The organism is Metabacillus flavus, from assembly GCF_018283675.1.
Classification (GTDB): domain Bacteria; phylum Bacillota; class Bacilli; order Bacillales; family Bacillaceae; genus Metabacillus_B; species Metabacillus_B flavus.
The window spans coordinates 1,419,797-1,444,156 of record NZ_JAGVRK010000001.1; the positions used below are offsets into that span (position 1 = coordinate 1,419,797).

The 24,360-nt window shown below is 41.8% G+C and carries 30 protein-coding genes and 1 riboswitch; of the genes, 24 read left to right on the forward strand and 6 right to left on the reverse strand.

The window, feature by feature from the left end:
- The first annotated feature begins 37 nt into the window (after nucleotides 1-37).
- The 6 genes from J9317_RS07330 (at nucleotide 38) to J9317_RS07355 (ending at nucleotide 5,068) form a co-directional block, all read left to right on the forward strand.
- The gene (locus J9317_RS07330; RefSeq protein WP_211557478.1) at nucleotides 38-769 is read left to right on the forward strand and encodes a metallophosphoesterase family protein; all 732 of its coding nucleotides are present in this window, start codon (nucleotides 38-40) and stop codon (nucleotides 767-769) included.
- A gap of 21 nt (nucleotides 770-790) precedes the next feature.
- Nucleotides 791-1,363, forward strand: a complete 573-nt coding sequence (locus J9317_RS07335; protein WP_211557485.1) for an HAD-IA family hydrolase — start codon at nucleotides 791-793, stop codon at nucleotides 1,361-1,363.
- Between the two features lie 581 nt (nucleotides 1,364-1,944).
- The gene (locus J9317_RS07340; protein ID WP_211557486.1) at nucleotides 1,945-3,297 is read left to right on the forward strand and encodes a hemolysin family protein; all 1,353 of its coding nucleotides are present in this window, start codon (nucleotides 1,945-1,947) and stop codon (nucleotides 3,295-3,297) included.
- A 266-nt stretch (nucleotides 3,298-3,563) separates the two neighbouring features.
- The gene (locus tag J9317_RS07345; RefSeq protein ID WP_211562532.1) at nucleotides 3,564-3,701 is read left to right on the forward strand and encodes a DUF6254 family protein; all 138 of its coding nucleotides are present in this window, start codon (nucleotides 3,564-3,566) and stop codon (nucleotides 3,699-3,701) included.
- A 123-nt stretch (nucleotides 3,702-3,824) separates the two neighbouring features.
- Nucleotides 3,825-4,592 carry a hypothetical protein gene (locus J9317_RS07350; RefSeq protein WP_211557488.1) on the forward strand — a complete coding sequence of 256 codons (768 nt, stop codon included), beginning with the start codon at nucleotides 3,825-3,827 and terminating at the stop codon, nucleotides 4,590-4,592.
- Between the two features lie 11 nt (nucleotides 4,593-4,603).
- On the forward strand, nucleotides 4,604-5,068 hold the full coding sequence (locus J9317_RS07355) for an acetate and sugar kinases/Hsc70/actin family protein (RefSeq protein ID WP_211557490.1): 465 nt from the start codon (nucleotides 4,604-4,606) through the stop codon (nucleotides 5,066-5,068).
- A gap of 94 nt (nucleotides 5,069-5,162) precedes the next feature.
- Here the strand turns inward: J9317_RS07355 and J9317_RS07360 are convergent, their stop codons facing one another.
- Nucleotides 5,163-6,476, reverse strand: coding sequence for a DUF2254 domain-containing protein (locus J9317_RS07360; RefSeq protein WP_211557492.1), 1,314 nt, complete (start codon nucleotides 6,474-6,476; stop codon nucleotides 5,163-5,165).
- A gap of 80 nt (nucleotides 6,477-6,556) precedes the next feature.
- A riboswitch (PreQ1 riboswitch) is annotated at nucleotides 6,557-6,601 on the forward strand.
- 153 nt (nucleotides 6,602-6,754) lie between these two features.
- On the opposite strand from J9317_RS07360, the gene queC reads away from it, so the two are divergent.
- From queC to J9317_RS07390, 6 genes are all read left to right on the forward strand, one after another.
- Nucleotides 6,755-7,414, forward strand: coding sequence for a 7-cyano-7-deazaguanine synthase QueC (queC, locus tag J9317_RS07365; RefSeq protein WP_211557494.1), 660 nt, complete (start codon nucleotides 6,755-6,757; stop codon nucleotides 7,412-7,414).
- On the forward strand, nucleotides 7,411-7,851 hold the full coding sequence (queD, locus tag J9317_RS07370) for a 6-carboxytetrahydropterin synthase QueD (RefSeq protein WP_211557496.1): 441 nt from the start codon (nucleotides 7,411-7,413) through the stop codon (nucleotides 7,849-7,851). Before queC ends, queD begins: the two co-directional genes overlap by 4 nt.
- A complete protein-coding gene (gene queE / locus J9317_RS07375; protein WP_211557499.1) occupies nucleotides 7,844-8,575 on the forward strand; it encodes a 7-carboxy-7-deazaguanine synthase QueE in 732 nt (243 codons plus the stop codon). The genes queD and queE overlap by 8 nt, the downstream gene beginning before the upstream one ends.
- A gap of 14 nt (nucleotides 8,576-8,589) precedes the next feature.
- Nucleotides 8,590-9,087 (forward strand): preQ(1) synthase, encoded by a 498-nt coding sequence (gene queF, locus J9317_RS07380; protein ID WP_211557500.1) that lies wholly within the window; start codon nucleotides 8,590-8,592, stop codon nucleotides 9,085-9,087.
- Nucleotides 9,088-9,249: 162 nt separating this feature from the next.
- Entirely contained in the window at nucleotides 9,250-9,471 is a 222-nt protein-coding gene (locus J9317_RS07385) for a hypothetical protein (protein ID WP_211557502.1), read from the forward strand.
- A 304-nt stretch (nucleotides 9,472-9,775) separates the two neighbouring features.
- Nucleotides 9,776-10,957 carry an IS256 family transposase gene (locus J9317_RS07390; protein WP_211557504.1) on the forward strand — a complete coding sequence of 394 codons (1,182 nt, stop codon included), beginning with the start codon at nucleotides 9,776-9,778 and terminating at the stop codon, nucleotides 10,955-10,957.
- Nucleotides 10,958-11,165: 208 nt separating this feature from the next.
- On the opposite strand, the gene J9317_RS07395 is transcribed toward J9317_RS07390, so the two are convergent.
- Both J9317_RS07395 and J9317_RS07400 read right to left on the reverse strand, forming a co-directional pair.
- Nucleotides 11,166-11,720 carry a GNAT family N-acetyltransferase gene (locus J9317_RS07395; RefSeq protein WP_211557505.1) on the reverse strand — a complete coding sequence of 185 codons (555 nt, stop codon included), beginning with the start codon at nucleotides 11,718-11,720 and terminating at the stop codon, nucleotides 11,166-11,168.
- Complete coding sequence (locus tag J9317_RS07400; RefSeq protein WP_211557506.1) at nucleotides 11,717-12,208, reverse strand: GNAT family N-acetyltransferase; 492 nt, start codon at nucleotides 12,206-12,208, stop codon at nucleotides 11,717-11,719. Before J9317_RS07400 ends, J9317_RS07395 begins: the two co-directional genes overlap by 4 nt.
- Before the next feature lie 213 nt (nucleotides 12,209-12,421).
- Here J9317_RS07400 and J9317_RS07405 point away from each other — a divergent pair, with 213 nt between their 5' ends.
- Nucleotides 12,422-13,219 (forward strand): peptidoglycan-binding protein, encoded by a 798-nt coding sequence (locus J9317_RS07405; protein WP_211557507.1) that lies wholly within the window; start codon nucleotides 12,422-12,424, stop codon nucleotides 13,217-13,219.
- A 71-nt stretch (nucleotides 13,220-13,290) separates the two neighbouring features.
- Here the strand turns inward: J9317_RS07405 and J9317_RS07410 are convergent, their stop codons facing one another.
- The gene (locus J9317_RS07410; RefSeq protein ID WP_035408884.1) at nucleotides 13,291-13,473 is read right to left on the reverse strand and encodes a YkvS family protein; all 183 of its coding nucleotides are present in this window, start codon (nucleotides 13,471-13,473) and stop codon (nucleotides 13,291-13,293) included.
- A gap of 234 nt (nucleotides 13,474-13,707) precedes the next feature.
- Here J9317_RS07410 and J9317_RS07415 point away from each other — a divergent pair, with 234 nt between their 5' ends.
- The 3 genes from J9317_RS07415 to J9317_RS07425 all read left to right on the forward strand — a co-directional run bounded on the left by J9317_RS07415 (nucleotide 13,708) and on the right by J9317_RS07425 (nucleotide 15,535).
- Nucleotides 13,708-14,580 carry a patatin-like phospholipase family protein gene (locus J9317_RS07415; RefSeq protein WP_211557509.1) on the forward strand — a complete coding sequence of 291 codons (873 nt, stop codon included), beginning with the start codon at nucleotides 13,708-13,710 and terminating at the stop codon, nucleotides 14,578-14,580.
- 61 nt (nucleotides 14,581-14,641) lie between these two features.
- Nucleotides 14,642-15,280 (forward strand): SDR family oxidoreductase, encoded by a 639-nt coding sequence (locus J9317_RS07420; protein WP_211557510.1) that lies wholly within the window; start codon nucleotides 14,642-14,644, stop codon nucleotides 15,278-15,280.
- Between the two features lie 60 nt (nucleotides 15,281-15,340).
- Nucleotides 15,341-15,535 carry a hypothetical protein gene (locus J9317_RS07425; RefSeq protein ID WP_211557513.1) on the forward strand — a complete coding sequence of 65 codons (195 nt, stop codon included), beginning with the start codon at nucleotides 15,341-15,343 and terminating at the stop codon, nucleotides 15,533-15,535.
- A 49-nt stretch (nucleotides 15,536-15,584) separates the two neighbouring features.
- On the opposite strand, the gene J9317_RS07430 is transcribed toward J9317_RS07425, so the two are convergent.
- Nucleotides 15,585-16,061, reverse strand: a complete 477-nt coding sequence (locus J9317_RS07430; RefSeq protein ID WP_211557515.1) for a sigma-70 family RNA polymerase sigma factor — start codon at nucleotides 16,059-16,061, stop codon at nucleotides 15,585-15,587.
- Between the two features lie 286 nt (nucleotides 16,062-16,347).
- Between J9317_RS07430 and J9317_RS07435 the strand changes: the two genes are divergently transcribed.
- The 6 genes from J9317_RS07435 (at nucleotide 16,348) to J9317_RS07460 (ending at nucleotide 22,793) form a co-directional block, all read left to right on the forward strand.
- Nucleotides 16,348-16,968 (forward strand): cell wall hydrolase, encoded by a 621-nt coding sequence (locus tag J9317_RS07435; protein WP_249292043.1) that lies wholly within the window; start codon nucleotides 16,348-16,350, stop codon nucleotides 16,966-16,968.
- Nucleotides 16,969-17,297: 329 nt separating this feature from the next.
- On the forward strand, nucleotides 17,298-18,773 hold the full coding sequence (locus tag J9317_RS07440) for a spore germination protein (protein ID WP_249292406.1): 1,476 nt from the start codon (nucleotides 17,298-17,300) through the stop codon (nucleotides 18,771-18,773).
- 14 nt (nucleotides 18,774-18,787) lie between these two features.
- Nucleotides 18,788-19,882: a GerAB/ArcD/ProY family transporter gene (locus J9317_RS07445; RefSeq protein WP_211557517.1), complete on the forward strand. Its 1,095-nt coding sequence runs from the start codon at nucleotides 18,788-18,790 to the stop codon at nucleotides 19,880-19,882.
- On the forward strand, nucleotides 19,879-20,949 hold the full coding sequence (locus tag J9317_RS07450) for a Ger(x)C family spore germination protein (protein WP_211557519.1): 1,071 nt from the start codon (nucleotides 19,879-19,881) through the stop codon (nucleotides 20,947-20,949). The genes J9317_RS07445 and J9317_RS07450 overlap by 4 nt, the downstream gene beginning before the upstream one ends.
- 66 nt (nucleotides 20,950-21,015) lie before the next feature.
- A complete protein-coding gene (locus J9317_RS07455) occupies nucleotides 21,016-22,341 on the forward strand; it encodes a polysaccharide biosynthesis protein (RefSeq protein ID WP_211557521.1) in 1,326 nt (441 codons plus the stop codon).
- Nucleotides 22,342-22,412: 71 nt separating this feature from the next.
- Nucleotides 22,413-22,793: a sulfurtransferase gene (locus J9317_RS07460; RefSeq protein ID WP_211557523.1), complete on the forward strand. Its 381-nt coding sequence runs from the start codon at nucleotides 22,413-22,415 to the stop codon at nucleotides 22,791-22,793.
- Between the two features lie 202 nt (nucleotides 22,794-22,995).
- Here J9317_RS07460 and J9317_RS20790 read toward each other — a convergent pair whose 3' ends face one another.
- Nucleotides 22,996-23,130 (reverse strand): hypothetical protein, encoded by a 135-nt coding sequence (locus J9317_RS20790; protein WP_284143260.1) that lies wholly within the window; start codon nucleotides 23,128-23,130, stop codon nucleotides 22,996-22,998.
- A gap of 318 nt (nucleotides 23,131-23,448) precedes the next feature.
- On the opposite strand from J9317_RS20790, the gene J9317_RS07465 reads away from it, so the two are divergent.
- On the forward strand, nucleotides 23,449-23,883 hold the full coding sequence (locus J9317_RS07465) for a NucA/NucB deoxyribonuclease domain-containing protein (RefSeq protein WP_211557525.1): 435 nt from the start codon (nucleotides 23,449-23,451) through the stop codon (nucleotides 23,881-23,883).
- Between the two features lie 3 nt (nucleotides 23,884-23,886).
- Nucleotides 23,887-24,297, forward strand: a complete 411-nt coding sequence (gene comJ / locus J9317_RS07470) for a competence protein ComJ (protein WP_211557527.1) — start codon at nucleotides 23,887-23,889, stop codon at nucleotides 24,295-24,297.
- The last annotated feature ends 63 nt before the right edge of the window (nucleotides 24,298-24,360 follow it).

Here is a 24,360-nt window from a genome sequence, read left to right on the forward strand (position 1 = left end):
TAAAATGGAACCTGTCTGGAAGAAGGAGTGACGTCAATTGAACCGAATAGCTGTAATTTCGGATATACATGGGAATGTCCCGGCGCTTGAAGCCGTTCTGGACGATATTCAATTTAGAAGAATCGAAAAAATTATTTGCCTCGGTGACCTGGCAGGGAAAGGCCCGCAATCCCATGATGCGATTGCCATGGTCAGAGAGCATTGTGAAATAACGGTAAAAGGAAACTGGGATGATTTTATAACGAAAGAAACGGAATTTGAAACGCTGAAATGGCATCAGGATCAGCTGACAGATGAGGACCGCCGTTATTTAACACTGCTTCCCTTTTCAGCTGAACTAACCATGAGCGGCCGATTAATCCGGTTATTTCATGCTTCGCCATTTAGCATTTATACAAGGATCCAGCCTTGGGATTCAATTGAACGGAGAATGAGCATGTTTGAGAATACAGAAATGACTGGAGAATCTCTTATGCAGCCTGATATAGCAGGCTATGGAGATGTGCATCAGGCATTTGTGCATCAATATAAAGATAAAATGCTGTTTAATGCAGGAAGTGTGGGAAATCCGCTGGATATGAATCAGGCTTCCTATGCTGTTCTTGAAGGGCTGGAAGGTGAAGAGGCAGAAGGACCGTTCTCCATTCAGCTTATACGGGTTCCTTATGATATTGAACGGTCGATCCGGATTGCCCGGGAGGCGGATATGCCTGACTTGAAGGAATATATTCAGGAACTCACAACGGCTAAGTACAGAGGACTTAGCTGAAAAATAAGGGTGATAGTTGAGATGCATATTTTATGGGATTTTGACGGGACACTATTTAATACGTACCCGGCGTTTACCGAAACGATGTACAAGCTTTTAAAGCCAGACGTGAAAAAAGAGCATATTTTTGAACAGCTGAAGGTGTCTTTTTCGCATGCTGCACAAACCTTTGGAATGACAAAAGAGGACATTGCCGAATTTAAACAGAAGGAAAAGGCTCTTTCTCCTGTATTGAAGCCGCCCTTTCCATACGTAGAAAAGGTGCTGCAATACGCTTCAAAAAACGTCATCATGACGCATAAACCAAGGAATGAAGTGGAAGCTATTTTAAGTCACTACGGGTGGGAGCATTACTTCGATGAAATTGTTGCCGGTGACGATGGATTTCCGAGAAAACCCGATTCGGCATCTTATCAATACCTTCATCAAAAGCACCATATTGATCTTGCAATAGGTGATCGGGAACTGGATATCCTTCCTGCAAAAAAGCTCGGAATCAAAACTTGTCTCTTTCAGAATGATTCAGAGGGAGCAGATTTTTACTTGATTGATTACCGTCAATTTGCAGATAAAGTTGCACCTTCATTCCAATAGGTGTAAACAAGAACAAAAAAAGCGCTTGCGCTTTTTTTTGTTATCCAGCCCCGGCGGTATAAAGAATGAAAAACCTTCCAAACGACTGAAAAAATGAGATATAGGATGGTAACCAAGTATTTTTCTAGAATTATCGTCATATTTATAAGGAAATTGGGAAACTGTTATGTTTGACTGTATACTTTTCTTTCGTATATGATTCTAGTAACTATATAAAGATTGGGGTGATAAGATGGGGCAGTGAACATGTTGAAGTTTTTAGGGATACAGCCGATCAATCGGTTTTCCCATATCGGGCTGCTTCATGCTTATCGGCCACAATTAACGGCCGGAAGAATCCGATGAACCCTTCGGATGAGTAATGGATTTTGAGAAAAAGGCAGTTTGTCAGTTTTTTCATACAATAGCAATAATATATGAAAACGTGAGCTCGCTGCCGGCTCAAAGCCTGGTTTTCAGAACCTTGGAACGGTTTTACTTTTTGCCGGTTAACCGGCACTGCCATCATACGCTGATGGTCATTTTATAATCAACCCAGGAGGTGACTTCCTTTTCCGTAAATTACGGAACAAGGAACATATTTGGACATAGTAAATTTATTGCTCATTGCAATATTGATTGGATTAACCGCGTTTTTCGTGGCATCTGAATTCGCTATTGTAAAGGTAAGAAGTTCTCGTATTGACCAGCTGATCGCGGAAGGCAATAAAAACGCGGGAGCAGCAAAGCGCGTTATTTCTAATCTTGATGGCTACCTTTCAGCCTGTCAGCTTGGAATAACTGTGACAGCGCTTGGGATTGGGTGGCTTGGGGAACCGACATTTGAACATTTGCTGAAACCGCTATTCGTTCAGATTGGTTTGCCAGACGCTCTGACACCGGTTATCTCTATTGCTTTTGCATTCGCCATCATGACTTTTTTGCATGTTGTTATTGGTGAATTGGCTCCTAAAACATTGGCCATCCAAAAAGCAGAAGAAATTACCTTGCTGCTCGCACGTCCGCTCATTCTGTTCAACACTATCATGTACCCTTTTATATGGGCCCTTAACGGCTCTGCCAGATACATTACTGGTTTATTCGGACTTAAACCTGTGTCTGAGCACGAATTGGCACATAGTGAAGAAGAACTTCGCATCATTCTTTCAGACAGCTATAAAAGCGGGGAAATTAATCAATCAGAATTTAAATTTGTCAACAAAATCTTTGAATTCGATAATCGGATCGCAAAGGAAATCATGGTTCCCAGAACGGAAATCGTCTCCTTGTCTATTGATTCATTAATGAAAGAAAATATTGAAATTATGCAAAATGAGAAATATACAAGGTATCCGGTTACAGACGGCGATAAGGACCATATTATCGGAATGGTCAACATTAAAGAAGTGTTCACGAATTTAATTCAGAAGAACAGCAAGGATTCGTTTTCTCTAAAAGAATATGTCCGTCCGATTATCCAAGTGATTGAATCCATACCGATTCAGGACCTGCTTGTTAAAATGCAAAAAGAACGCATCCACATGGCCATCCTGATCGATGAGTACGGAGGAACCGCCGGTCTTGTTACGGTAGAGGATATTTTAGAAGAAATCGTTGGAGAAATCCGGGATGAATTTGATACAGACGAAGTCCCTAATATTCAAAAAATCAACGACAATCGCTACATTCTTGACGGTAAAGTTCTGGTAAGTGAAATCAATGATTTGTTCGGTCTTGAAATTGATGATAAAGATGTTGATACAATCGGAGGCTGGGTGCTTACTGAAAAGTTTGACATCCAAAAAGGCGATATTGTTCAATTCGGTTCTTTTACATTTAAGGTTCGGGATATGGAGAATCATCATATTAAGTATTTGGAGCTGACAAGGCAAGTTCAGGAAAGTCCGAGTGCCGTTCTTGAACAAGTAGATCAAAGCATAGCAAGTACAACTTGAAAGAACCGTTAGACGCCTGCTTTTAAAGCAGGTGTTTTTTTGTATACTCTTTTCCAAGAACGCTATGCATAAACTATAGAGCAGTGCAGATAGGAGGAGAGAAGGCGGGTGGAAACCATAAGAGGCTGTTTGTACTATTCCTAATTATATTTGGTCTTTTTTACTTTGAGAAATCATTTATTTTGTATTAACAAAAAATCACCCTGAAAAACCGGAAGAATAAATCCTCTCTTCTTAAAGAAACTAATAGTAATCAAGAGGAAAGGATGAAAAAGATGAGCCAATCCAAAAAACAGGAAGAACGGCAGTGGAAGGATCATAAGCAAGCCCAGCACCCTCATGGTGAAGTGAAATCGCTTAAAGAGCTTTCTGAAGAAACAGATAAGGAATCAAATAGGTCATAAAAGCTGCCCTTTAAAAGGCAGCTTTTTTCATTCTCTCTAAGGATCAACAGAATGCATCAGAAAGAATAGCATAATTGCTATTGGATAAAATACTATGGATTCCTTTAGAAAAGAGGGAGCCTGGTGCCTGTAAATACTTCTCAACGCCGGAGGCTGATCGCCTCAGTCAATCCGTATATGACGAACCTGTTTCATCTTAGAAATCCATTTATTGTTGCCTGGTGGTCTGCGTCCTTTCCTGGATTTGGGCACGTCCTTTTAGGAAAATACATAACAGGCTTTTTACTGATGGCCTGGGAAGTTTTTGCAAATAATATGGCTCATTTAAATGAGGGGATTTTCTACAGTATGACAGGCAGAACGGAATTGGCGGTTAAGGTAATGCATGGAGAATGGCTGTGGCTCTATGTTACATTTTATGTATTTATCATATGGGACAGCTACAGACAGTCGATTGAATACAATAAATATTTTATTTTATCCGTCAGGGAAGGCTCGCCCATTCAAATGAAAAATATCAATCCTCTTGAAATCAACATACTTGAAAAAAGGAATCCGGTTTATGCTTTGTTTTGGTCTTTACTTACGCCAGGTCTTGGACACTTTTATGTAAATCGCCTTCCCTCCATTGTTTTCGGAGTATTCTTTTGGATCATTACCGCCTATTATTCTGGACTTTATAAATGTGTGCTATATACGGTAAGTGGCGAGTTTGATCTGATCTCACAAACGGCTAATCCGCAATGGTTCCTTTTTTTGCCATCTTTATATGTCTTTCTTGCTTATGACAGTTATGTAAGTACAGTTGAATACAATAAGCTTTTTGACAGGGAGCTGGAAAAGCATCTGAAAGCCCGCTATCAGCATCCGGATTTCAAAATGCCGCTGTAGATAAGGACGTGGTGAAGCTGAATTACCTAATCTCAACTTTCACATACTCTACTTCGCTGGAATTGCTTTTAACAGAAATTGAGAAAGCAGGAGTCCATAAAACACAAATACTGGCTATTCCCATGGACCGATTAGGCGAATTCCAAACGCTGATGGATACAGATTTCTCTGATGATCAGAAGAGTTTACTGGATTTAGCGGGCGTTTTTGGTGCCGTGTTTATGCTTTTGGGAGTCATTTATGGTCTCGCCCTATACTGGGGACCGGTCATATGGGGCTCAATCGGGTTAGTTTTGGGCATTATATCAGGGTTCGCCATCGAATATTTATACAAAAAGAAAAGAAAAGGGCTTACCTTGAAAAAGTCTGAAAAAGAAGTGATTGTTATCGTACATATACAGGATTCATTGACAGAATCGGTAAAAAAAATCATCCTCAGCCACGGAGCAAAGGGAATTGGAACAGTAAAAAAATAAGGCTGCTGCCGGTAAAGCGTTTCAAATCAAGTTACCTGCATACAATGGATAATAAAAGCGGCAAAAAATAAAAACGCGGATATCCCGCGTTTTTTTAAATTCCCATAAATTTCTCTTCTCTGCAGCAGGCATCAGCAAGCCTTTGAAACTGTTGATTAAGATATGTTTTATCAAGGCTGATCCAATCTGTTTCCTGAAGTCCTTCCAATATATAGCACGAGAAGTTCCAGATGATTTCCTTTACTTCTTTATCATTGTTGTCCGCCACTATAGATAGGGCAGATATAATGGAATGCATAACGGCTGTATCTTCTTTTCCATGGTGTCTGATAAGATAAAAACTCTTATAAAGTAAATCTTCAAAGGATGGTTTATGAAAAATGACACGGAGTTTTTTCTCTTCATCCGTATAAAAAGGTTTTGGAATGTAGCTCTTTCCAAGACGGGTTAGAATTCTCGCAATATGCTCAACCGCATTCGCTGTCGTATACGGATCATTAAATGCCGGGGAGATGGAACGAATGGCGATTTCGGAAAGCTTTTGTATGCCAAAACCGACATCCCTTATAGGCTCCTGCTCGGGAATAATCAGAATCTGATTAAGCAGGCTGTCTGCATCGCTGAGGTCCTCCGTCCCCCAATAGGTAAGCAGAGGTGTTCCTTCATCTACGTAGCTTCCCAGGGCTTTTTCTACTTTTACTGTTATTTTTAATTTTTTTGCTGTTTGTATCATATCTCTTATTTGCACGTGCTGTATGTATCCTGCTTTTTTGCTCTTCAGCTGTCTGCCTTTGCCTGAAGTAATTTCTTCAGCTTCGCCGCATTCAGACAGTGCGTTCAGGGATTGGTCATCTTCATAGTTTTCTTTCCAGGCCTTCATTGTTTTGCTTGTGATTTGAAAGATCAGGTTGCTGACCTTAATTGACGCCACCGAGTGATGGATGAAGAAGACAAACGCTGCAAGGCATGCAAAAGCAACAACAATGGCAAGGGCAGGAACAATAAACAAGTCGCCGCCCTTATCTTTTGCTAAAAGCAAAAGAACAATGGTATAAACAAAGCCCCCTGTGAACATCCCAAGAACGCGCTGAGAGCTGCGGTCCGAGGTGAAGTTCTGCAAAGCCCTTGGAGAAAACTGTGCTGCATAAGTAGTCAAGACGACAAGAATGGATGAAAACGTGATGGTCGTCATAGTTAGCAAAGAGGTGGCAATCGAGCTTAAAATTGTTTGAGCAAGCTGCATGTCAGATAGAAAAAGGTCAGGTATGTAATCATATAATTCTGTATGCTTTGAAGCATATCGGTCGAGGGCCATACTTCCATATGCCAGGAACAGGGCAATAATTCCATAAAGCAAAGGGATAAACCAGAAGCTGGCTCTCACTTGCAAAAAGCGGTTCTTTTCCATTAAAACTCCTCCGGTATTGGCAGATGGCCATTTTTCATGTATAGTGAACAGGTCAGCTAAATACAAATCCGTTTTTCAAAACGGGAGAGGTTCTAGCACAACCCTCTATAAAAAACTAAGGACAGCAATATCAGAGGCGTTCCTTGGATATTGTTTTTTGTTTTTTTATAGATCATTCGCTAAGGCACCTCTCTGGGGGTGCCTTTATTATTTCACCGAATTGAATCATGATAAACATGGTTGTGACTGGAAGCTCCGTCTACAGGAGGAGATTCAACATGAAAAATGAAAAAGCACTGGTTGTTTTCAGCGGAGGCCAGGACAGCACCACCTGTCTATTCTGGGCATTAAAAAATTATAAAGAAGTAGAAGCGGTCACGTTTAACTATAATCAGCGGCATAAGCTTGAAATTGAAATCGCCGAAGCCATTGCAAAAGAGCAGGGAATCCGGCATCACGTCTTGGATATGTCCCTTTTGAATCAGCTTGCACCGAATGCGCTGACAAGGAATGATATAGAAATTGAACAAAAAGAAGGGGAGCTGCCATCGACTTTTGTTCCAGGCAGAAACCTGCTCTTTCTATCCTTCGCTTCAGTGCTTGCGAATCAGATTGGAGCAAGGCATATCGTTACAGGGGTTTGCGAAACAGATTTCAGCGGCTATCCGGATTGCCGGGACCAGTTCATAAAATCATGCAACGTGACCGTCAACCTGGCTATGGATGAGCAGCTTGTCTTCCACACACCGCTTATGTGGCTGAATAAAGAAGAAACATGGGAGCTCGCAGATGAATTGGGAGCACTTGATTATGTCCGGACGAAAACCCTCACTTGCTACAACGGAATTCCGGCAGATGGCTGCGGAGAATGCCCGGCATGTCTGTTACGAAAAAATGGCCTTGACGCCTATTTGAACAAAAAGGAGGCGGCACAATGATTCAGCAGATTTACCCTCAAGTGAACCATGACTTTCAATATGAGCTCAATAAAGACATGCATCTTTCTGCTGCCCATTTTGTTCCGCATGAGAGTGCAGGTCCGTGCCGGAATGTTCATGGCCATACGTATTTTGTGAATGTTACGATTGCCGGAGACACGCTTGATGAGTCAGGGTTTCTTGTAAACTTTAAAACGCTGAAAAATCTTGTGCACGGACAATTTGATCATACCATTTTAAATGAGCATGCCCTTTTTCAGTCCGGGAGTCCAGAGGATTTCCCGACTACAGAAGTGGTTGCCCGAAAAATAAGTGAAGTTATCCAGGCAGAATTGGATCAGCTTCCCGGCAAGCCTGTCTGTGTCCAGGTATTTGTCAGAGAAACACCGACCAGTTATGTGGTTTTTCGTCCGAAGAAGGTGAAAAGCAATGGCTGAAACGATTCCGGTTCTTGAAATATTCGGCCCGACGATACAGGGGGAAGGGATGGTCATCGGCCAAAAAACGATGTTCATCCGGACGGCAGGCTGCGACTATTCCTGTGCCTGGTGCGACTCATCATTTACTTGGGACGGTTCCGCGAAAAATGAAATCATCCAGATGGATGCCGGGCAGTTATGGACAGAGCTTACGCGCATCGGCGGAAACCGGTTTTCACATGTGACCGTATCCGGAGGAAATCCGGCACTATTAAAAAATTTGCAGCCAGTCATTGCGCTGCTGAAAGAAAAGGGCATGGAGATTGCTCTGGAGACACAGGGAAGCAGATACCAGGAATGGTTCACCGAGATTGATGATCTCACCATTTCTCCCAAGCCGCCAAGCTCAGGGATGAAAACGGATTTCGATGTTTTAAGCGGTGTTTTTAACCGGTTGAAAGAAGCTGGCACCCTTTCTTCTGCAAGCTTAAAGGTTGTCGTATTCAATGCTGAGGATCTCGCCTATGCAAAAATGGTTCACTTAAAGTATCCCGGTATTCCCTTTTATCTGCAGGTAGGAAATGATGATACGGCAACGGCCGATGATGCCGCATTGATGAAAATACTGATGAGCCGCTATGAATGGCTGATCGATCAGGTTATGGAAGATGAGCAATTAAATCTTGTCCGCGTTCTCCCGCAGCTGCATACGCTGCTCTGGGGAAACAAGCGCGGCGTTTAAAGGAGACAGAAAAGATGAGCGGAAGAAAAGACGAAGAACTGACAGGAGTCACTCTATTGGGAAACCAGGGAACGAACTATTTATTCGAATATTCCCCCGACATTCTCGAGTCCTTTGAAAACAAGCATATCAACCGCGATTATTTTGTGAAGTTCAATTGCCCGGAATTTACGTCTCTGTGCCCGAAAACAGGCCAGCCTGACTTTGCAACGATTTATATAAGCTACATTCCGGATAAGCTGATGGTGGAAAGCAAATCGTTGAAGCTGTATCTCTTCAGCTTCAGAAACCACGGCGATTTTCATGAAGACTGCATGAATATCATTATGAATGACCTGATTGAATTGATGGATCCCCGCTATATCGAGGTTTGGGGCAAATTCACGCCGCGCGGAGGAATTTCCATTGATCCTTATACAAACTACGGCAAGCCGGGAACAAAGTATGAAACAATGGCGGAGCACCGTTTGATGAATCATGACTTGTATCCGGAGAAAGTGGATAACCGTTAAAATAAGACAGCTTTCCTTCTGGGAAGCTGTTTTTTAAAACCTTGAATTTACATTCTATTACCAGTGAATTAAATAAAATCCCAATTAAAAATAGTCGGATGAAAAAGGAGTCTTTAGTGGAATTGTTGAATAGGTAAGAAAAAGGAAATGGGAGGGGAGAAAATGAACAAATACAAAATCCGCTATCACTTCAGCAATGATTTTTATGTGACGAGAGAAGTAGAGAGTGAGTTTGATAAGACATCCGTTGCAATGAGATTCAGTGAAGAAGAACGAATTACGTTTGAAGACAAGCGCGGCGATTTGCTCAGCTTTTTTATGCGGGATGTGAAGCTGGTCACGGTTGAAGATGACAAAGTAAATACAGTCAAAGCAGGTTTTTAAATAAAGAGGCCGTACAGGAGACTCTCCATGTACGGCCTTTTTACTTACTGTCGAATGTTAGCGAATAGTCGATATTACGAAAAAATAGCCGATATATTGAAAAAATAGCCGATATATTGAAAAAATAGCCGATATATCGAAAAAATAGCCGATAAATCGATAAAATAGCCGATATAACCGAAAAATAGCCGAACTATAACCGGAAAATAGGTAAAGTCCATATAATTGTGTAAATAGAAAAAGGGTCATATCACCCTCATGTTACAATGTTTTCGACCAAGAAAAAATGTAATGGAGGATGAATATGACCCAAATTAATCTTACCCTAAATGTAGAGGACTTAAAAGACCACCTCATGAATTCCAACTTGGACGCTGTGGTGAAATCATCACTTGTCCTCATTCTCAATCAAATGATGGAAACCGAGAGGGATGAGCACCTGAATGCGGATGCTTATGAAAGAACGAGTGCCCGTACAGACTACCGGAATGGCTATTATGACCGAGACTTTCTCGTCTCCATCGGAAAAATCAACCTGAAAGTCCCTCGTACCCGAAACGGGGAGTTTTCCACATCTGTATTCGAGAAGTATCAGCGTGCGGACCAAGCACTCGTCTTGTCTATGATAGAAATGGTCGTCAACGGGGTTTCGACCCGCAAAGTGACGAAGATCATGGAACAGCTTTGCGGGGAAAGTGTGTCCAAGTCCCTTGTCTCCACGATCACCAAAAAACTTGATCCCATCGTGAACGAGTGGGCTAGCCGACCCCTGAATGTCATGTACTACAAGTATGTGTTTGTGGACGCTTTGTATATTAAGGTCCGCGAACATCAGCGTGTAGTTTCCAAAGCCGTTTATGTGGCCGTTGGGGTCAACTCCCAGCTCAAACGGGAAGTCATTGGGCTGGCTGTCAATCATTCCGAATCCAAAGAAGGCTGGACGCAATTCTTTAGCTACCTCAAATCCAGGGGATTTCAATCTCCCAAATTGATGATTTCAGACGCCCACAAGGGCTTGAAGGCAGCGATTCAGGAATCCTTTGTCGGAACCAGCTGGCAGAGATGCACGTTCCACTTTAAAAAGAACCTCTTTGACCGCATGCCGAAGAAACAGGCAGAAGAATTAAAACACGCCCTCCTGCGTATTTTTGATGCCACAAAACCAGAGGACGCTAGAGCTTTAAAAGAGGAGTTTATGCAGACCTATGATGGAGAGCGCGGATATGAAACGGTCTTGTCTCTATTGGACGATGGCTTTGAAGATGCCATCCAATTCATGAATGAGCCACTGGGCTTTCAAAAGAAGCTGCGGACCACGAACAATCTGGAACGCCTAAATTCGGAAATCAGGAGAAGAGAGCGTGTCATTCGGATCTTCCCCAACACCCAGTCTGCTTTTCGTCTAATCGGAGCTGTCTTGATGGACTATGAAAAATCTCTTGATCCTGGAGAAAGAAAATACATGTACGATGAGAAAGAGAACTAAGTTCTCTTCCTTTATAGATCCATACCCTATCCAATTTATAAGGTTGAAAACATGGTAATGAACTTTTACACAAAATAATGGACTTGACCGGAAAATAGGTAAGATGTCCGGAAAAAATAACTGGTATACAAGAAAAATAGCCAATTTATTTTATTTTAGCCAATATAACTCTATTTAGAAAGAAATAATTTCCGATCGTCCGGAATCCTTATGCTGAGACGTCACCCGTTACTCGGTCCGCCCCTGCAACGATTGAAAGCATCACCAAATCGTAATATTCTCCACCGATATACTGGTATCCTTTCAAAATTCCTTCTCTTTTAAACCCGAATTTCTCCAATAGCAGAAGTGAGGCTTTGTTTTCAGGACGGACGGTGGCACCGATTCGATGGAGTCCGAGTGTCTTGAAGCCGAACCAGGCGGCTGCTTGCAAAGCCTCAGAAGCAAATCCCATTCTCCAGAAATCAGGGTGAATCTCATAGCCGATTTCCGCCCGCTTATGTGTTTTGTTCCAGTTATGGTATCCAATGGTGCCAATTAGCTGTTCATTGTACTCCATGCCCCATCGCAAAGAGGTTTCCTGGTGCCAACCATCATGAAACCGTCTGGCAAGGAGCTTAGCTTCGGTCAGTTCCCTAAGAGGTTCCATGCCGTAATATTTAAGAACATTTTCTTTTGAGAAGATTTCGAACAGATTGTCGGCATCTTCCTCATTAATTTCTCTTAATTTCAACCTTTCAGTTTTCAGCTCCGGAAAATTCATAAAAGCCTCCCCATTATGTATTCGTCAACCCATTCCCCATTTACAAGCAAGGAATGGCGTACTGTTCCTTCTAACGAAAACTTCTTCTTTTTATACAGAGCGATGGCAGGCTCGTTATGCGTCATAACGGTCAGCTCCAGCCGATGAAGTCCCTGGAGCTTACTCCATGCAACCGCAGTATCCATTAACTTGCCGCCAATCCCCATGTTTTGATATTCAGGAAGCAAGCCAATGACAACGGATGCTTTATGCCGGTTTCTGTTCAGCTGACAGGGTAATACTGCAAGATGCCCATGAAACCCGTCCTGATCCTCGCTAACCCAAATAAACAATTGCTTATTAAGGCTGGCAGAAAGCCTATTCCGGTAATCAGCAGAATCTGAGGATCGCTCTCCATGCTCATACAGCAAAGTATCTGTTTGCTGATCCAATGCAATTAAAAGCTCTAGGTGGCTCGATGCGTATTCTATAAGAAGAGGTCTAATCATTTCTTCTCCCCCGCCTAAAATTTCCCTTTATTTTACCATAGACCGAATCATTATTGCTGAAATTTTTCCTTCTATGAAAAAAGACAGAAAGAGAAGAAGATAATGGAAGAGTTATAGGGCGTCCGTTTTGTTTTTGGCCGGGTGCCATTATAAACAGAAAAACAGAACGAAGATTTTAGATGTTGATTTAGAATCTTAGGAGGAACGTACAGCATGATAAGAAAAACCACTGCTATATTAGGAGTTTGCCTACTGGGAACAGCTATACTTGCACCATCAAAAGGAGAGGCCGCTTTAGGTGATCAGCTGCTGCATAAAGGAATGTCAAATGGGGATGTTAAAGAACTTCAAACCTACTTGCTGGCTAAACAAGTATATCCTTATTACGATAATACCGGGATCTATGGGTCGATCACTGAGGAAGCTGTTCGTGATTTTCAAAGTAAAGCAGGAATAAAATCAGATGGAGTGGCCGGTCCTCAAACCATTGCAAAAATAAAAGTGCTAAAGCCTGGAAACATTGGAAAGCCGGTAGCCGATTTGCAAAGCAAGCTAAAAGCATGGGGTACATACTCAGGTTCAGCTGACGGAATATACGGGAAGGGCACGAAAAGCGCTGTGGCAAAATTTCAATCCGGTAAAGGGCTGTCAGCTGATGGAATCGCAGGCCCAATAACGTTAAATGAACTGAACAAAAGAGCAAATCCGGCTTCAGGTGCAGTGAAAGAAGTAACCGTCCACAGCACTGCCTATACCGCGGACTGTCAAGGCTGTTCAGGGGTGACTAAGATGGGGATTGACTTAAAGCGCTTTGATGAATCCAAGGTGATTGCAGTAGATCCTAATGTTATACCTCTTGGCACAACCGTTGAGGTTGAGGGATACGGTAAAGCTGTCGCAGGTGACGTCGGCGGAGCGATTAATGGCAGCGAAATTGATGTTTTCTTTAATGACCTTAATGAAGCGATGAACTGGGGAAGCAGGCAAGTAAAAGTAAAGGTGTATCAGTGAATTGAAAAGGGATGGCCATATGGGCCATCCCTTTGTTCATGAGATATAACGAGTGAAAAGAAGGAGTCCGTTCAGGATTCCTTTAGGATCTTATAGTTTTTATGGTTCACGACTGTGCGTCTCTCGAGTTCAAGGTCAAGAAAATTCTCCATATACGTTAAATCAACGATTACCGAATTTTCGTTCACCTTTTCAACGATGCCGCGCAGGCCGTTTTTAAATTCAATAAGGTTTCCAACTTTAGCAATCTTCATTTCCTCTCTCCTTCAAACGTACTAAATACCCCCATTAGAAAACATTTTGCACTATTTTGCCAATAAAGTAAAGACTATTTTGACAGCGCTGTCCAGCAGTGTCAAGTCCTGATTTAAGATCGCCCATTTCTATTGTGCTATCATAACAGGGAGGGTTACTTATAAATACGGGGAATTTTTATTTTTATGTTTCTGGTCACGTGTAAGGAGCATGTTTGAAAGGAGCAAGAGAAAGTGGAACAAACAGGTTTAGTGCTGGAAGGCGGAGGTATGAGAGGAGTCTATACAGCCGGAGTTTTAGAATATTTTATGGAAAACGAACTTTATTTCCCTTATGTAATTGGAGTATCGGCGGGAGCATGTATGGCCGCTTCTTATCTATCGAGACAAATGGATCGAAACCGTACAGTTAATATTGATTACGCAGGGGATCCTAAGTATTTATCACTCCAGAATTACATTAAAAGCAGGCAGCTGTTCGGAATGGATTATATTTTTGATGAAATACCGAATCGTCTCGTCCCTTTTGATTTTGAAGCATTCTCCAGTAATCCTGAGCAGCTTGTAATCGGAACGACGGATTGTGAAACAGGCAAACCTGTCTATTATAATAAGCCTGAAACGATGGGAGATTTACTTACAATCATCCGGGCTTCAAGCTCGCTTCCATTTATAGCCCCAATGGTCCCTTTCGGAGGGAAAATGCTCATGGATGGGGGCATTGTCGATTCAATTCCAATCAAAAAGGCCGAAAAGGATGGTATAGAAAGAAATGTTGTGGTGCTCACTAGAAACAAGGGGTATGTTAAGTCGCCGCCAAAGGCCCAATGGATGGTTAGGCGGACCCTTCGAAAGCATCCGATGCTTGCAAAAGCTATACTGGAACGTTATCGAATGTACAATGAAACCCTTTCGTATATAGATGAACTAGAAGCAAAAGGGCAAATTTTCGTTATCCGTCCGACAAAAAAGCTTGAGGTTGGGAGAATCGAGCGCGATCCTGTAAAGCTGGATGCTTTATATAAACAGGGGATAGAGGATGCGAAAAGATTGGCTGAGGATCTGCAAACCTGGCTTGATAAAAGCGGCCAGCCTTTATCGAAGTAAAAAGTTCATCGGTTTAAACTGCTCTTCAGCAGGGAACAGTACGAGCAGAGGAGTGATAACAATGAAAGTATTAATAGCAGGTGCTAATGGAAGCACAGGAAGATTGGTTATTGATAAGGCGGTAAAACAAGGATATCAGCCGATTGCTATGATTCGTGATCCGAAGCAGGCGGAAGAGCTGGAACAAAAAGGGGCTCAAACCGTTATAGCCGACTTAGAAGGGGACGTATCAGAAGCTGTTCAGCTGGCGGATGCCGTTATTTTTGCCGCTGGGTCAGGGTCAAGCACCGGTGATGATAAGACGATTGCAATTGATCAGGACGGAGCGAAAAAGCTGATTGATGCCGCAAAAAAACATAAGGTCAAAAAGTTTGTTATGCTGAGTTCAATCGGGACAGACTCTCCTGAACGGGCCCCTGAAGAAATGAAGCTTTATCTCCGTTCCAAGGCCGTTGCGGATGAGTATTTGAGGAATGCTGAAATTTCTTATACCATCGTCCGTCCGGGAGCTCTCACTGATGATGAAGGAAAAGGAAAAATAGCAGCCTCTAAGTCTGTGAACCCTGAAGGATCCATTCCGCGTGAAGATGTTGCAGAGGTGCTCGTATCGTGCTTAAGCGAACCATCTGCACAAAATCAAACCTTTGAAATTATCAGCGGGGACCGCGACATTTCTGAGGCAATCCAGTCTATCATGTAAAAAGCAATTGATTCACAAAAGCTCTCCCTGTAGACTTATACAGGTAAGGGAGGCTATTGTATGGATCATCAAACAATAAACGAGATGCTCAATCAGCTAAAAAACGGAGAGCGCATGGAATTTCCAGTCTCTAAAGAGGATTTCTTGCCTGTTCGTGAAGTCCTTGTTAAAAGAGATGATTTTAAGCATTTCCGCGGAATTGCCAGACACGGAGGCAACACCGTTTACCGGTATATAGAAACAGCGAGAAGCTGAAGAGGATTTCGCCCGGAAAAGGGCGGAATCCTCTTTTTTTTTGGAAAATTTATTTAGGAAGCTGTTTTTTCAATTTCCTCAACGCATCTCTTCTCCAGCTCTTAACGGCAGCGGGAGTCACTCCTTCAATGGAAGCAATTTCAGTTACTGTAAGTCCGTGAAAAGCATAGCCGTTCATCCATTTCTTCTGATTGTTGGTAAGGCCCTTTGTAAGTTCCTCCCAGTCATACAGGTCTTCGGTTTCCTTTGAAGAATGGCTTTCCTCTGCAAAACTGATATCGTCCTTCAAGTCCTCTCTTTTCAATAATCGGTTATGCCGAGTCATTTCGTTCATTAGCTTTCCTTTAATATACAGATAAAAATAGGCATCCATTGATCCTTTGCCTGGCCTGTATTGATTAGATGCCTCCCAAAGAGCGATACATGCAGTCTGGAAGAATTCCTCATGATTTCTGTAAATGGATAGTCTTTTCATTAAATGCAAGATCATGGGCTTATATCTCTCTAGCAGTTCTGAATAGGTCATTTTTCTTCTTCCCTGATGGGATGCATCCGCATATTTTATTCCGCCGGTAATTACATAGTAAAATTCTTTTTTTCTGAGCGAAAATTAACTTTTCCCCTATATAAGAACTGATTTTTTAAAAGAATTATGAATATGACATTCAATTTTGAGCGGTTTGGCAGGAAAGAAGAGAGACGGATTGCTAATAGGGGCTGAAATCTATTTGGAAACTATTCACTAATGAATTGGAGTGAAAAAGCTGGTAGGCTGAAGCATATGAATTTTTAATAATGACTGGAGGGCTGAAATGAAACAGACGATGAGAAAAATCATTCATATCGCTGCCATAGCCTGTGCAGCATTTATCATTTGCGCAGCACCTGCTTCTGCTAAAATGGCGCATACAGTGAAAAAAGGAGAAACAATGGAGAAGATTAGTTTTGCATACATTGTTTCGATTGACGATATAAAAAAATGGAATCATTTAGAGCGTAATACTGCCATAGAGGGTGATACACTCCGAATCCCTGAAAGAAGCTCAAAGCCGGGCAATGACAGGGGTGAACCGAGTATCGCTGTGTCTAAAGAGGAAAAGAAGCTTCTCGCCCAGCTTGTCCATGCTGAAGCAAAAGGAGAGCCGTATGAAGGGAAAGTTGCTGTTGCTTCGGTTGTACTAAATCGAGTTGAAAGCAGTGAATTTCCAGACTCTGTGAAGGATGTCATTTATGAGAAGAACGCATTCTCGCCAGTGGGCAATGGGACAATTCATGCAGAAGCAGATAACGAATCCAAAAAAGCCGCCGAAGAAGCACTCCGAAAGAAATCTGTAGATTACCTCTACTTCTTTAATCCTGAAACAGCAGAAAGCGAATGGATCAAAACAAGAAAAGTAGAAAAAACCATCGGGAATCACAGTTTTTCGATGTAATATGATAGGTTCAAAAACCCTTCCGCCTTGTGCGGAAGGGTTTTTTGTTATGTGGATGGAAGGGAGAGGTTTTTTGGCGGAAATTGCCGATTGGTTTGCATTCAAAAGAAGTTGGCCCGTATTCGGAAGAAGGTGGCCCGCATACGAGGAATCAATTGACCCATATTTGGTATCGCATAGCCGAGTTGCAGCGCCTGGTTTTTCAGCCGCTTTGCATCTTTGTGCAAGGCAAAGGATACAGGGCGCTACCGGATCCTTGTATAACTTTCTCCCATTTTTCGCAAAATAACCCTAATCATATCGGACCGGGGTTGAGGCTTGTGGATTTGATGAAAAACATGGATGGGTCACCGAAGACCTCGATGCCTGAGCTCATGGCAGTATTGAGGAGTTCTTCTGATTTTATTCAATACGGAAACAAGGGTGTGACCGCTAAGTATTGGATTTCTTATTTTAGGACATTGATTGATTCGAAAATGCTTCATGAAAGTGTTCTGGCAGTTCTTTCAAAAGAAGACTGGAGCTCGCTTGAGGAATTAAAAGATTCTGTGCCGGTTGAAAATATTATTTTAACCTCTGATACCGATGTAGTGAAGGAGAAGCTGCTTCAAGGGTTTATTATGGTAAGCCTTTCTGAGTATGGACAGTCGTGCCTGCTTATTAGGGTGTTTATGGAAAAAGCGAGGCAGGTTAGTCTTCCAGAGGTTGAATTCAGTGTGGTAGGACCGAAAGAAGCTTTTGTTGAATCGCTGGAATCCAACATTCACCTTATACGAAAGCGCATGCCCTCTGATCAGCTGAGAATAAGGGAAATCAATATCGGCAAGCTGACCCGTACGAAGGTTGCTGTTCTTTATGTGGAAAATATTGCGAATGATGAAAATGTGCGTACAGTGTGGCAGAGACTAAATGGAATTGAAATTGATCACATTAGTGACAGTTCCGTTTTAACACAGATTATGTCTGATAATCATCATTCTCCTTTCCCGCAGCTATTGGATTCAGAGCGGCCAGACCGGGTGGTATCCATTCTCTCGGAAGGGAAGATTGTCATCGTAGTTGACGGGTCGCCGCAAGTGCTGATTGGTCCAAGTACACTGGTTGAGTTTTTCTCGGCATTTGATGATTATTTTTTCAATTACATAGTTGCATCATTCTTCCGGATCGTCCGATTAGCGTCTGTTGCCTTTTCTATATTGGTTACGCCGGTATATGTAGCCGCTTTGAATTTTCACTATGAACTGATTCCAAGAGATTTGCTGAATACGCTCGTCAGTTCGAGGGAGGAGATCCCGCTGCCGCCGATACTTGAAGCGGTTTTTTTGGAGCTGACAATCGAGCTGCTCCGCGAAGCGGGGGCCAGACTACCAACAAAGGTCGGCCAGACGATTGGTATTGTAGGCGGTATCGTAATTGGAACCGCATCTGTTGAGGCGGGACTAACAAGTAATGTGCTCCTGATCATTGTGGCCCTTGCGGCACTGGCTTCTTTTACAACGCCAGTTTATAAAATGAGTAATACAATCCGTTTAGTACGCTTTCCGTTTCTGCTGTTTGCAGAATTTTATGGATTGCTTGGAATTGTATTTTGTTTCTGTGTTTTAGCCACTCATCTATTGAAGTTATCTTCGCTGGGAAGACCATTTTTGGAGCCAATCTATCCGCCAAGATCTGCTGATATGAAAGACGCACTGATCAGACTTCCGTTTTCCATGATGTCAAAGAGGCCGATCCAGCTTCGGACCCAACAGCCAATCCGGTTTGATAAAAAAAGGGCTTCTCAGAATAAGGACATTGATGAGTGAGGGAGTGATTCGAGTTGACTAAAATTGCTGAAAAATATCAAGTCTCTCATTTTCTCGTCTTCTATTTAGTTCATGGTCTTCAATTTGGAGTTGGTGTGCTTGGTTTTCAGAGAATTATTGCGAAGGATGCAGGGCAGGATGCTTGGATTCCCGTCATAGTATCCGGTGTCTTTTCCCATCTGATGGTATGGATGATCTACAAAATCCTGAAAGGGGCTGAGGGGAACATCCATGACATTCATCACCGTATTTTTGGAAAATGGCTTGGGAAAGGGGTTAATTTGCTCATTTCCTTATATTTTACTTTGCTCGCTATAGAGGTATTGAGGACGTTCGTAGAAATTATTCAAGTATGGATGTTTCCTGACATGAATGTCCTGATTTTCAGCACCCTGTTTTTAGCATTGGTTTATTATATTGTAACCGGAGGATTTCGAGTTGTGACGGGGATTTGTTTCTTTGGGGTTGTATTACCAGGCTATCTCATTTTAACCTTTTTCTTTCCTCTTGAATTCGCTGAATGGAAAAATTTAATGCCCATGTTTGATCATTCATTTGGTGAACTCCTATCCGGAACGAAAAGCATGTCACTGACCGTTCTTGGTTTTGAAGCGTTACTTGTTTATTACCCGTTCATTAAGAATGCTGAGAAATCTCAGAAATGGGCGCATGGAGCCATTTTATTTACAACATCAGTCTATTTGCTGATCATGGTGGTAACGCTTGTTTTTTTTAGTACTGAACAGCTGCAGAAAAATATTTGGGCGACCCTCACAATTTGGAAAATTGTTGAGATTCCGTTCGTGGAGCGATTTGAATACATTGGGATTGCCAACTGGAACCTTGTCATTCTTCCTAACATCTGCCTGACCCTGTGGTGTGCGAGCAGGGGGATAAAGCAAACACTGAACATCGCACAAAAAAAATCACTGCTGATTGTCTTGGGAATCACGCTGATTGCGGTTAATTTATTTGAGACAAGAGAACAAATTGATCAGTTTAACGGCATAATGGGAGATATAGGTTTGGGTTTTTATGTATACATACCGATTATTCTCTTTCTGCAATTTTTTATGAAAAAAGTGAAGAAGCAGGGGCGATCAGGATGAAGAAAATCATTTGTATATTCAGTCTCCTTTTCTTCATAATTTTTACGCAAACAGGATGTATACAAAAGGAAATCATTGATGATGTAAATATCATCCTTGCATCAGGCTATGATTTGGAGGAAAACGGAAAGCTTAAGGGAACCATACTTGTACCGGTTTACCAGAAGCAGCAGCCGGTAAAAAGTGAAATCCTTGAGGATGAAGCGGTTTTAACCAGAGATTTACTTACAAATCTTCAGCGTAAATCATCTGATCCGCTTGTGTACGGAAAGCTGCAGGTTGCCATTTTCGGAGAAGATTTAGCCAAGGAGGGCTTTTCAAATCTTCTGGATGCTTTGCAGAGGGATGCAAGCGTCGGATCAAGAGTTTATTTGGCCGTCGGGAAAAAATCAGCATCTGAAATATTAAAGGGAGAGTACGGTATTAGAGGAACGGCAGTATATTTAAGCAATCTGATCAAGCACAATATTGAAAGCAGGGATTTGTCCAGGGAGAATCTTCATTTGTTTTTATACAATCTTTATGACAAGGGGAAAGACGCATATTTGCCAATACTTGCTCTTTCAGGGAAAGACGAATTGGAAATAACCGGAGTCGCCCTGTTCAATGAGGATAAGATGGTAGGAGAAATATCAAATGAGAAAATGATTTTTTTTAAACTGCTGACAGATCAGTACATGGAGGGAACGTATACGCTTAATTTAAAGGATGGATCCATGGTTTCTGTGAAGAGTATTACCTCCAGCAAAAAAATAAAGATGAAAACGAAGGAGGAGGTAAGCTTTTCCATCAAACTGGAAGGTCATATCCGGGAGTATACGGGAGAAAAAATCACACCAGAAGTAATTAAAGAAATTGAAACAGAGTTTAAAAAGTCAGTAGAAACCGAATGCCTTGCACTGATCGAGCAGTTTAAAGCGTTAAATATCGATCCTACAGGCATCGGGGATGAGGCGTCCCATACGTTCCGTTCATTTGATATGAAAAAATGGAAGGAACATTATCAGGATATCAAGGCAAATATAAATGCGGAAATTACCATTAATGAATCAGGCGTTATTGAGTAGTCTCGAAATAATTTGTCCACCTCTCTCATAAGATGAAAAAGCAGGATTAAGATGGGAGTGCGGTGGATGAGTTCATTTGCAAAAGGTGCTTTTTTACTGGCACTGGCGGCTTTTTTTGGTGAGTGCCTGGAGTTTTTTTTGAATATGATTTTGGCTAAAGAACTTGGAGAACACGGGATGGGCATGTATATGCAGATATTGCCGGTTATCTTTTTTGTGGTGGTTATATCGAGTTTGGAGCTTCCCGTTTCTATATCAAAATTTGTAGCAGAGCAGAAAAAGGAATACCATTACAGTATGCTCAGGCATGCCCTCAGGTTTGTTTATAAGCTTACGGGAATGATTCTGATCATTGTTTTAGTGATTCTTCCGTTTCTTCCGATTTTCTCAGAATACCATCCGCTCGTGCGGTATATGATGTTTTTGCTGGTGCCGATTGTTTCGTTTTCATCAATTGCCAGAGGCTATTTTATGGGAGTTCAGCAGATGGATAAAATCGCTATCTCCAATTTTTTGAGGAAAGCGGTTCAGCTTTTAGTGCTCTATTTCCTCTTCCATGGAATGCAATTTAACGAGAGTGCCGCTTTATTTACAGCTTTGGCTGTTTTAATCGGCAGTGAAGCAGTCGTTTTCTTTTATTTGTTTACTCAATACCTTATTCAGTACAGGATGATGAAGCATGACCGGTATCACGAAATGAATGAAAAAGAAGTCCGGAAAAGTTTAATGGCGGTATCCGTTCCCACTACAGCACTTCGCATTTTTAACGCAATTACAAATGCTATTCAGCCGTTTTTGATCAAAGGAGCATTGGTTCTTTCCGGTATAGGCACGGTTATGGCGACTGAACAATACGGCCTTCTTGCGGGCGTTGCGATGAGCATTGGGTTTTTTCCTGCTTTTTTATCCCATTCACTAATGGTTGCATTGCTGCCTAATGTTTCAGAATCCTATGCTAAGCAGGATGGCGAGAGACTGCGGAGCTTGCTGCAGCAATCCATGTGGATTACCTGTCTATACGGTATCCCGGCCGTTTACCTCATGTACTGGTTTGCTGAGCCCCTGACACATTTGTTTTTTAAATCCCCGGAGGCTTCTCTTTATTTACAGCTATTATGGCCATATTTTCTTTTTCACTTCTTTATCCATCCGCTTCAGGCCTATTTAATTGGACTGGGTCTGGTTAAGGATGCATTTTATCATTCCGTATGGTCCCATGTTGTGTCTTTTCTAATGATGTACGTTCTCGGTTCAATGGGAGAGTTTCAAATGACGGGAATTATCCTTGGCATGAACATGGGAATTATCCTCCTGTTCCTTCTTCATTATGTAACCATTTGCAGAAAGATTGGGCTATCGCTGATCCTGATTTCAAGCAATCGGTTCACTTAAAGCAATCAAATTGAATATCCTTCTTGTGGAGTATATAATTGCCGTACGAATGAAAAATGAGGAGGATTTCCTTGATCGTGTTCGCAGCTTCAGCAGCCATTGTCCTAATTATTTATTTAATAAGAGAATGGTATAGAAGATACATCCCCGTACGAAACATTCCATGCTTGTCTGTAAAAAGGATGGATGGATTTCCAATCGTTGACGTAAGGGACTTCAACAATCGCCATGCCATTACTTTAGACCAAAGCATGAATATCCCTTATTCTTATTTGCAAAAAACATTTAATGATATCAATGCACAGGAAATCTATCTTATCGCTGCGACAAAACTTGAAAGGAATATGAGTATCCGTTTTTTGAAACGTAAAGGAATTTTGGTTAAAGGCTATGCTTTGTCCGACGAAAAAGAGTGCAATGGAAAGAGCCGGTTAGATACGATGCATATGTGACTCTTTTAACAAAGCTGGTTTCGTAAATGTTGGTGTTTTGACAAAAAAGGCTGATTACGGCTCCAGGTTGCTCGCTCTCCGCAGGGCCGTGGCTTGTGCGCCAGGCCCGCTCTTTAAGCTGGAATTAGCAGGAAACTTTTGCGGATTCAAAAAAATAGAGCAGGAACGAAAAAACGGCTTTCATGAGAATGAAGCCGTTTTTTTAATCTTTAAATGTTGCAGCTGTCTGTTTGCCTTTTCCATTGCAGCTGCTGCACTTTGTATTTAGCGGAAAAAAAGAAATGCGTTTTTGCTTCCCTGATCCGCTGCACGTTTTACAAATAATAACTAAAGCCATAAGCTCTCGCCTCCTCTACATAAATATTCTCTTGGCATAAGGAAAGAATAAAAAACTGAATATTCTATATTTTATATTATACTTAGTTTATGCTCGTTCATTCAATTTGCCTGCATCCTATGAAACAAAAGCTGACATAAATTCATCAATCCGCTAAATTTGTTTTTCTTTCGTGAGAAAGGTCTCGGTTCAATAAGCATAGGTTTACATAATCGAAAACTTTTATTTACATCACCTTTAGATTGGGGTAATGGAGCGTTATCATCCGTCAATTAAATTAAAAGGGTAGTAAAAAATGACATCGGAGGTAACAAATACATGAAATGGCTAAAAACTTTAGCAGCTGGTGCTGCGCTCGCTGCTGCCCTTGTATCCGGATCTGCTGTACAAGCTCCATTAACAGAAAACAAAGCAGAAGCTGCAAGTGCTTATGACGAGGTTTTATACTTTCCTTTGGACAGATATCCATTGACAGGTGACCACATTATTGATGCGATTGCAGCAGGACACTCCGATGTGTGCACCATTGACCGTGATGGCGCGGACCAAAACCGTACTGAATCCTTAAAGGGAATTCCTACTAAATCAGGATATGACCGTGATGAATGGCCAATGGCTATGTGTGAAGAGGGTGGAGCTGGAGCAGATATCCGCTATGTACCTTATTCTGATAACCGCGGTTCAGGTTCTTGGGTTGGAAATCAGCTTGAGGGATATCCAGACGGAACTAAAGTTCTTTTCATCGTTGAATAAACAATGGACGTAATAGGTCAAAATGAAATTCTTATATCTTATCATCAGTTTACGGTTTACCAGCATGGGATGAAACGTCCACACTTCGACTGGCTAGAGAGTGCTCTTGAAAAAGGGTATGTCGCAGATCAGTATGCAGCAGCATTTGCAGCTGAAACGAGCAGCAAAGCACTTATTGAAGTGCGGGTCAGTTCTTCGGGGCAGGAACCGGAATGCACCATTCAAATACCATTTCATGTGAAAGATACAGGAATCGAAGTCAGCAGTGTTATGTCTGAGAAATTGACATGCGAGCTGTCTTCTGGTGACTATATGCTTTGTATGAATGCCATTTCATTGGGAAAGCAAGAAGACACGGGTGAACATAAGATGAAATATGAGCTAACTTTTATACCAAGTGAGAAACCAGCTTAATTGCTGGTTTTTTTTGTGCTTAAATTATAATTATTATTAATTATAAATTAGAATAATTATTAT

Coding starts and splice junctions, on each gene's coding strand:
- J9317_RS07455 (WP_211557521.1), top strand. CDS start 21,016: ATGAGTTCATTTGCAAAAGGTGCTTTTTTACTGGCACTGGCGGCTTTT.
- J9317_RS07410 (WP_035408884.1), bottom strand. CDS start 13,473: ATGAAGATTGCTAAAGTTGGAAACCTTATTGAATTTAAAAACGGCCTG.
- J9317_RS07435 (WP_249292043.1), top strand. CDS start 16,348: ATGAAACAGACGATGAGAAAAATCATTCATATCGCTGCCATAGCCTGT.
- J9317_RS07385 (WP_211557502.1), top strand. CDS start 9,250: ATGAACAAATACAAAATCCGCTATCACTTCAGCAATGATTTTTATGTG.
- J9317_RS07440 (WP_249292406.1), top strand. CDS start 17,298: ATGAAAAACATGGATGGGTCACCGAAGACCTCGATGCCTGAGCTCATG.
- queC (WP_211557494.1), top strand. CDS start 6,755: ATGAAAAATGAAAAAGCACTGGTTGTTTTCAGCGGAGGCCAGGACAGC.
- J9317_RS07335 (WP_211557485.1), top strand. CDS start 791: ATGCATATTTTATGGGATTTTGACGGGACACTATTTAATACGTACCCG.
- J9317_RS07360 (WP_211557492.1), bottom strand. CDS start 6,476: ATGGAAAAGAACCGCTTTTTGCAAGTGAGAGCCAGCTTCTGGTTTATC.
- J9317_RS07450 (WP_211557519.1), top strand. CDS start 19,879: ATGAAGAAAATCATTTGTATATTCAGTCTCCTTTTCTTCATAATTTTT.
- J9317_RS07400 (WP_211557506.1), bottom strand. CDS start 12,208: ATGATTAGACCTCTTCTTATAGAATACGCATCGAGCCACCTAGAGCTT.
- J9317_RS07390 (WP_211557504.1), top strand. CDS start 9,776: ATGACCCAAATTAATCTTACCCTAAATGTAGAGGACTTAAAAGACCAC.
- J9317_RS07405 (WP_211557507.1), top strand. CDS start 12,422: ATGATAAGAAAAACCACTGCTATATTAGGAGTTTGCCTACTGGGAACA.
- J9317_RS07425 (WP_211557513.1), top strand. CDS start 15,341: ATGGATCATCAAACAATAAACGAGATGCTCAATCAGCTAAAAAACGGA.
- J9317_RS20790 (WP_284143260.1), bottom strand. CDS start 23,130: ATGGCTTTAGTTATTATTTGTAAAACGTGCAGCGGATCAGGGAAGCAA.
- J9317_RS07395 (WP_211557505.1), bottom strand. CDS start 11,720: ATGAATTTTCCGGAGCTGAAAACTGAAAGGTTGAAATTAAGAGAAATT.
- J9317_RS07420 (WP_211557510.1), top strand. CDS start 14,642: ATGAAAGTATTAATAGCAGGTGCTAATGGAAGCACAGGAAGATTGGTT.
- queE (WP_211557499.1), top strand. CDS start 7,844: ATGGCTGAAACGATTCCGGTTCTTGAAATATTCGGCCCGACGATACAG.
- J9317_RS07345 (WP_211562532.1), top strand. CDS start 3,564: ATGAAAAAGATGAGCCAATCCAAAAAACAGGAAGAACGGCAGTGGAAG.
- comJ (WP_211557527.1), top strand. CDS start 23,887: ATGGACGTAATAGGTCAAAATGAAATTCTTATATCTTATCATCAGTTT.
- queF (WP_211557500.1), top strand. CDS start 8,590: ATGAGCGGAAGAAAAGACGAAGAACTGACAGGAGTCACTCTATTGGGA.
- queD (WP_211557496.1), top strand. CDS start 7,411: ATGATTCAGCAGATTTACCCTCAAGTGAACCATGACTTTCAATATGAG.
- J9317_RS07465 (WP_211557525.1), top strand. CDS start 23,449: ATGAAATGGCTAAAAACTTTAGCAGCTGGTGCTGCGCTCGCTGCTGCC.
- J9317_RS07430 (WP_211557515.1), bottom strand. CDS start 16,061: ATGACCTATTCAGAACTGCTAGAGAGATATAAGCCCATGATCTTGCAT.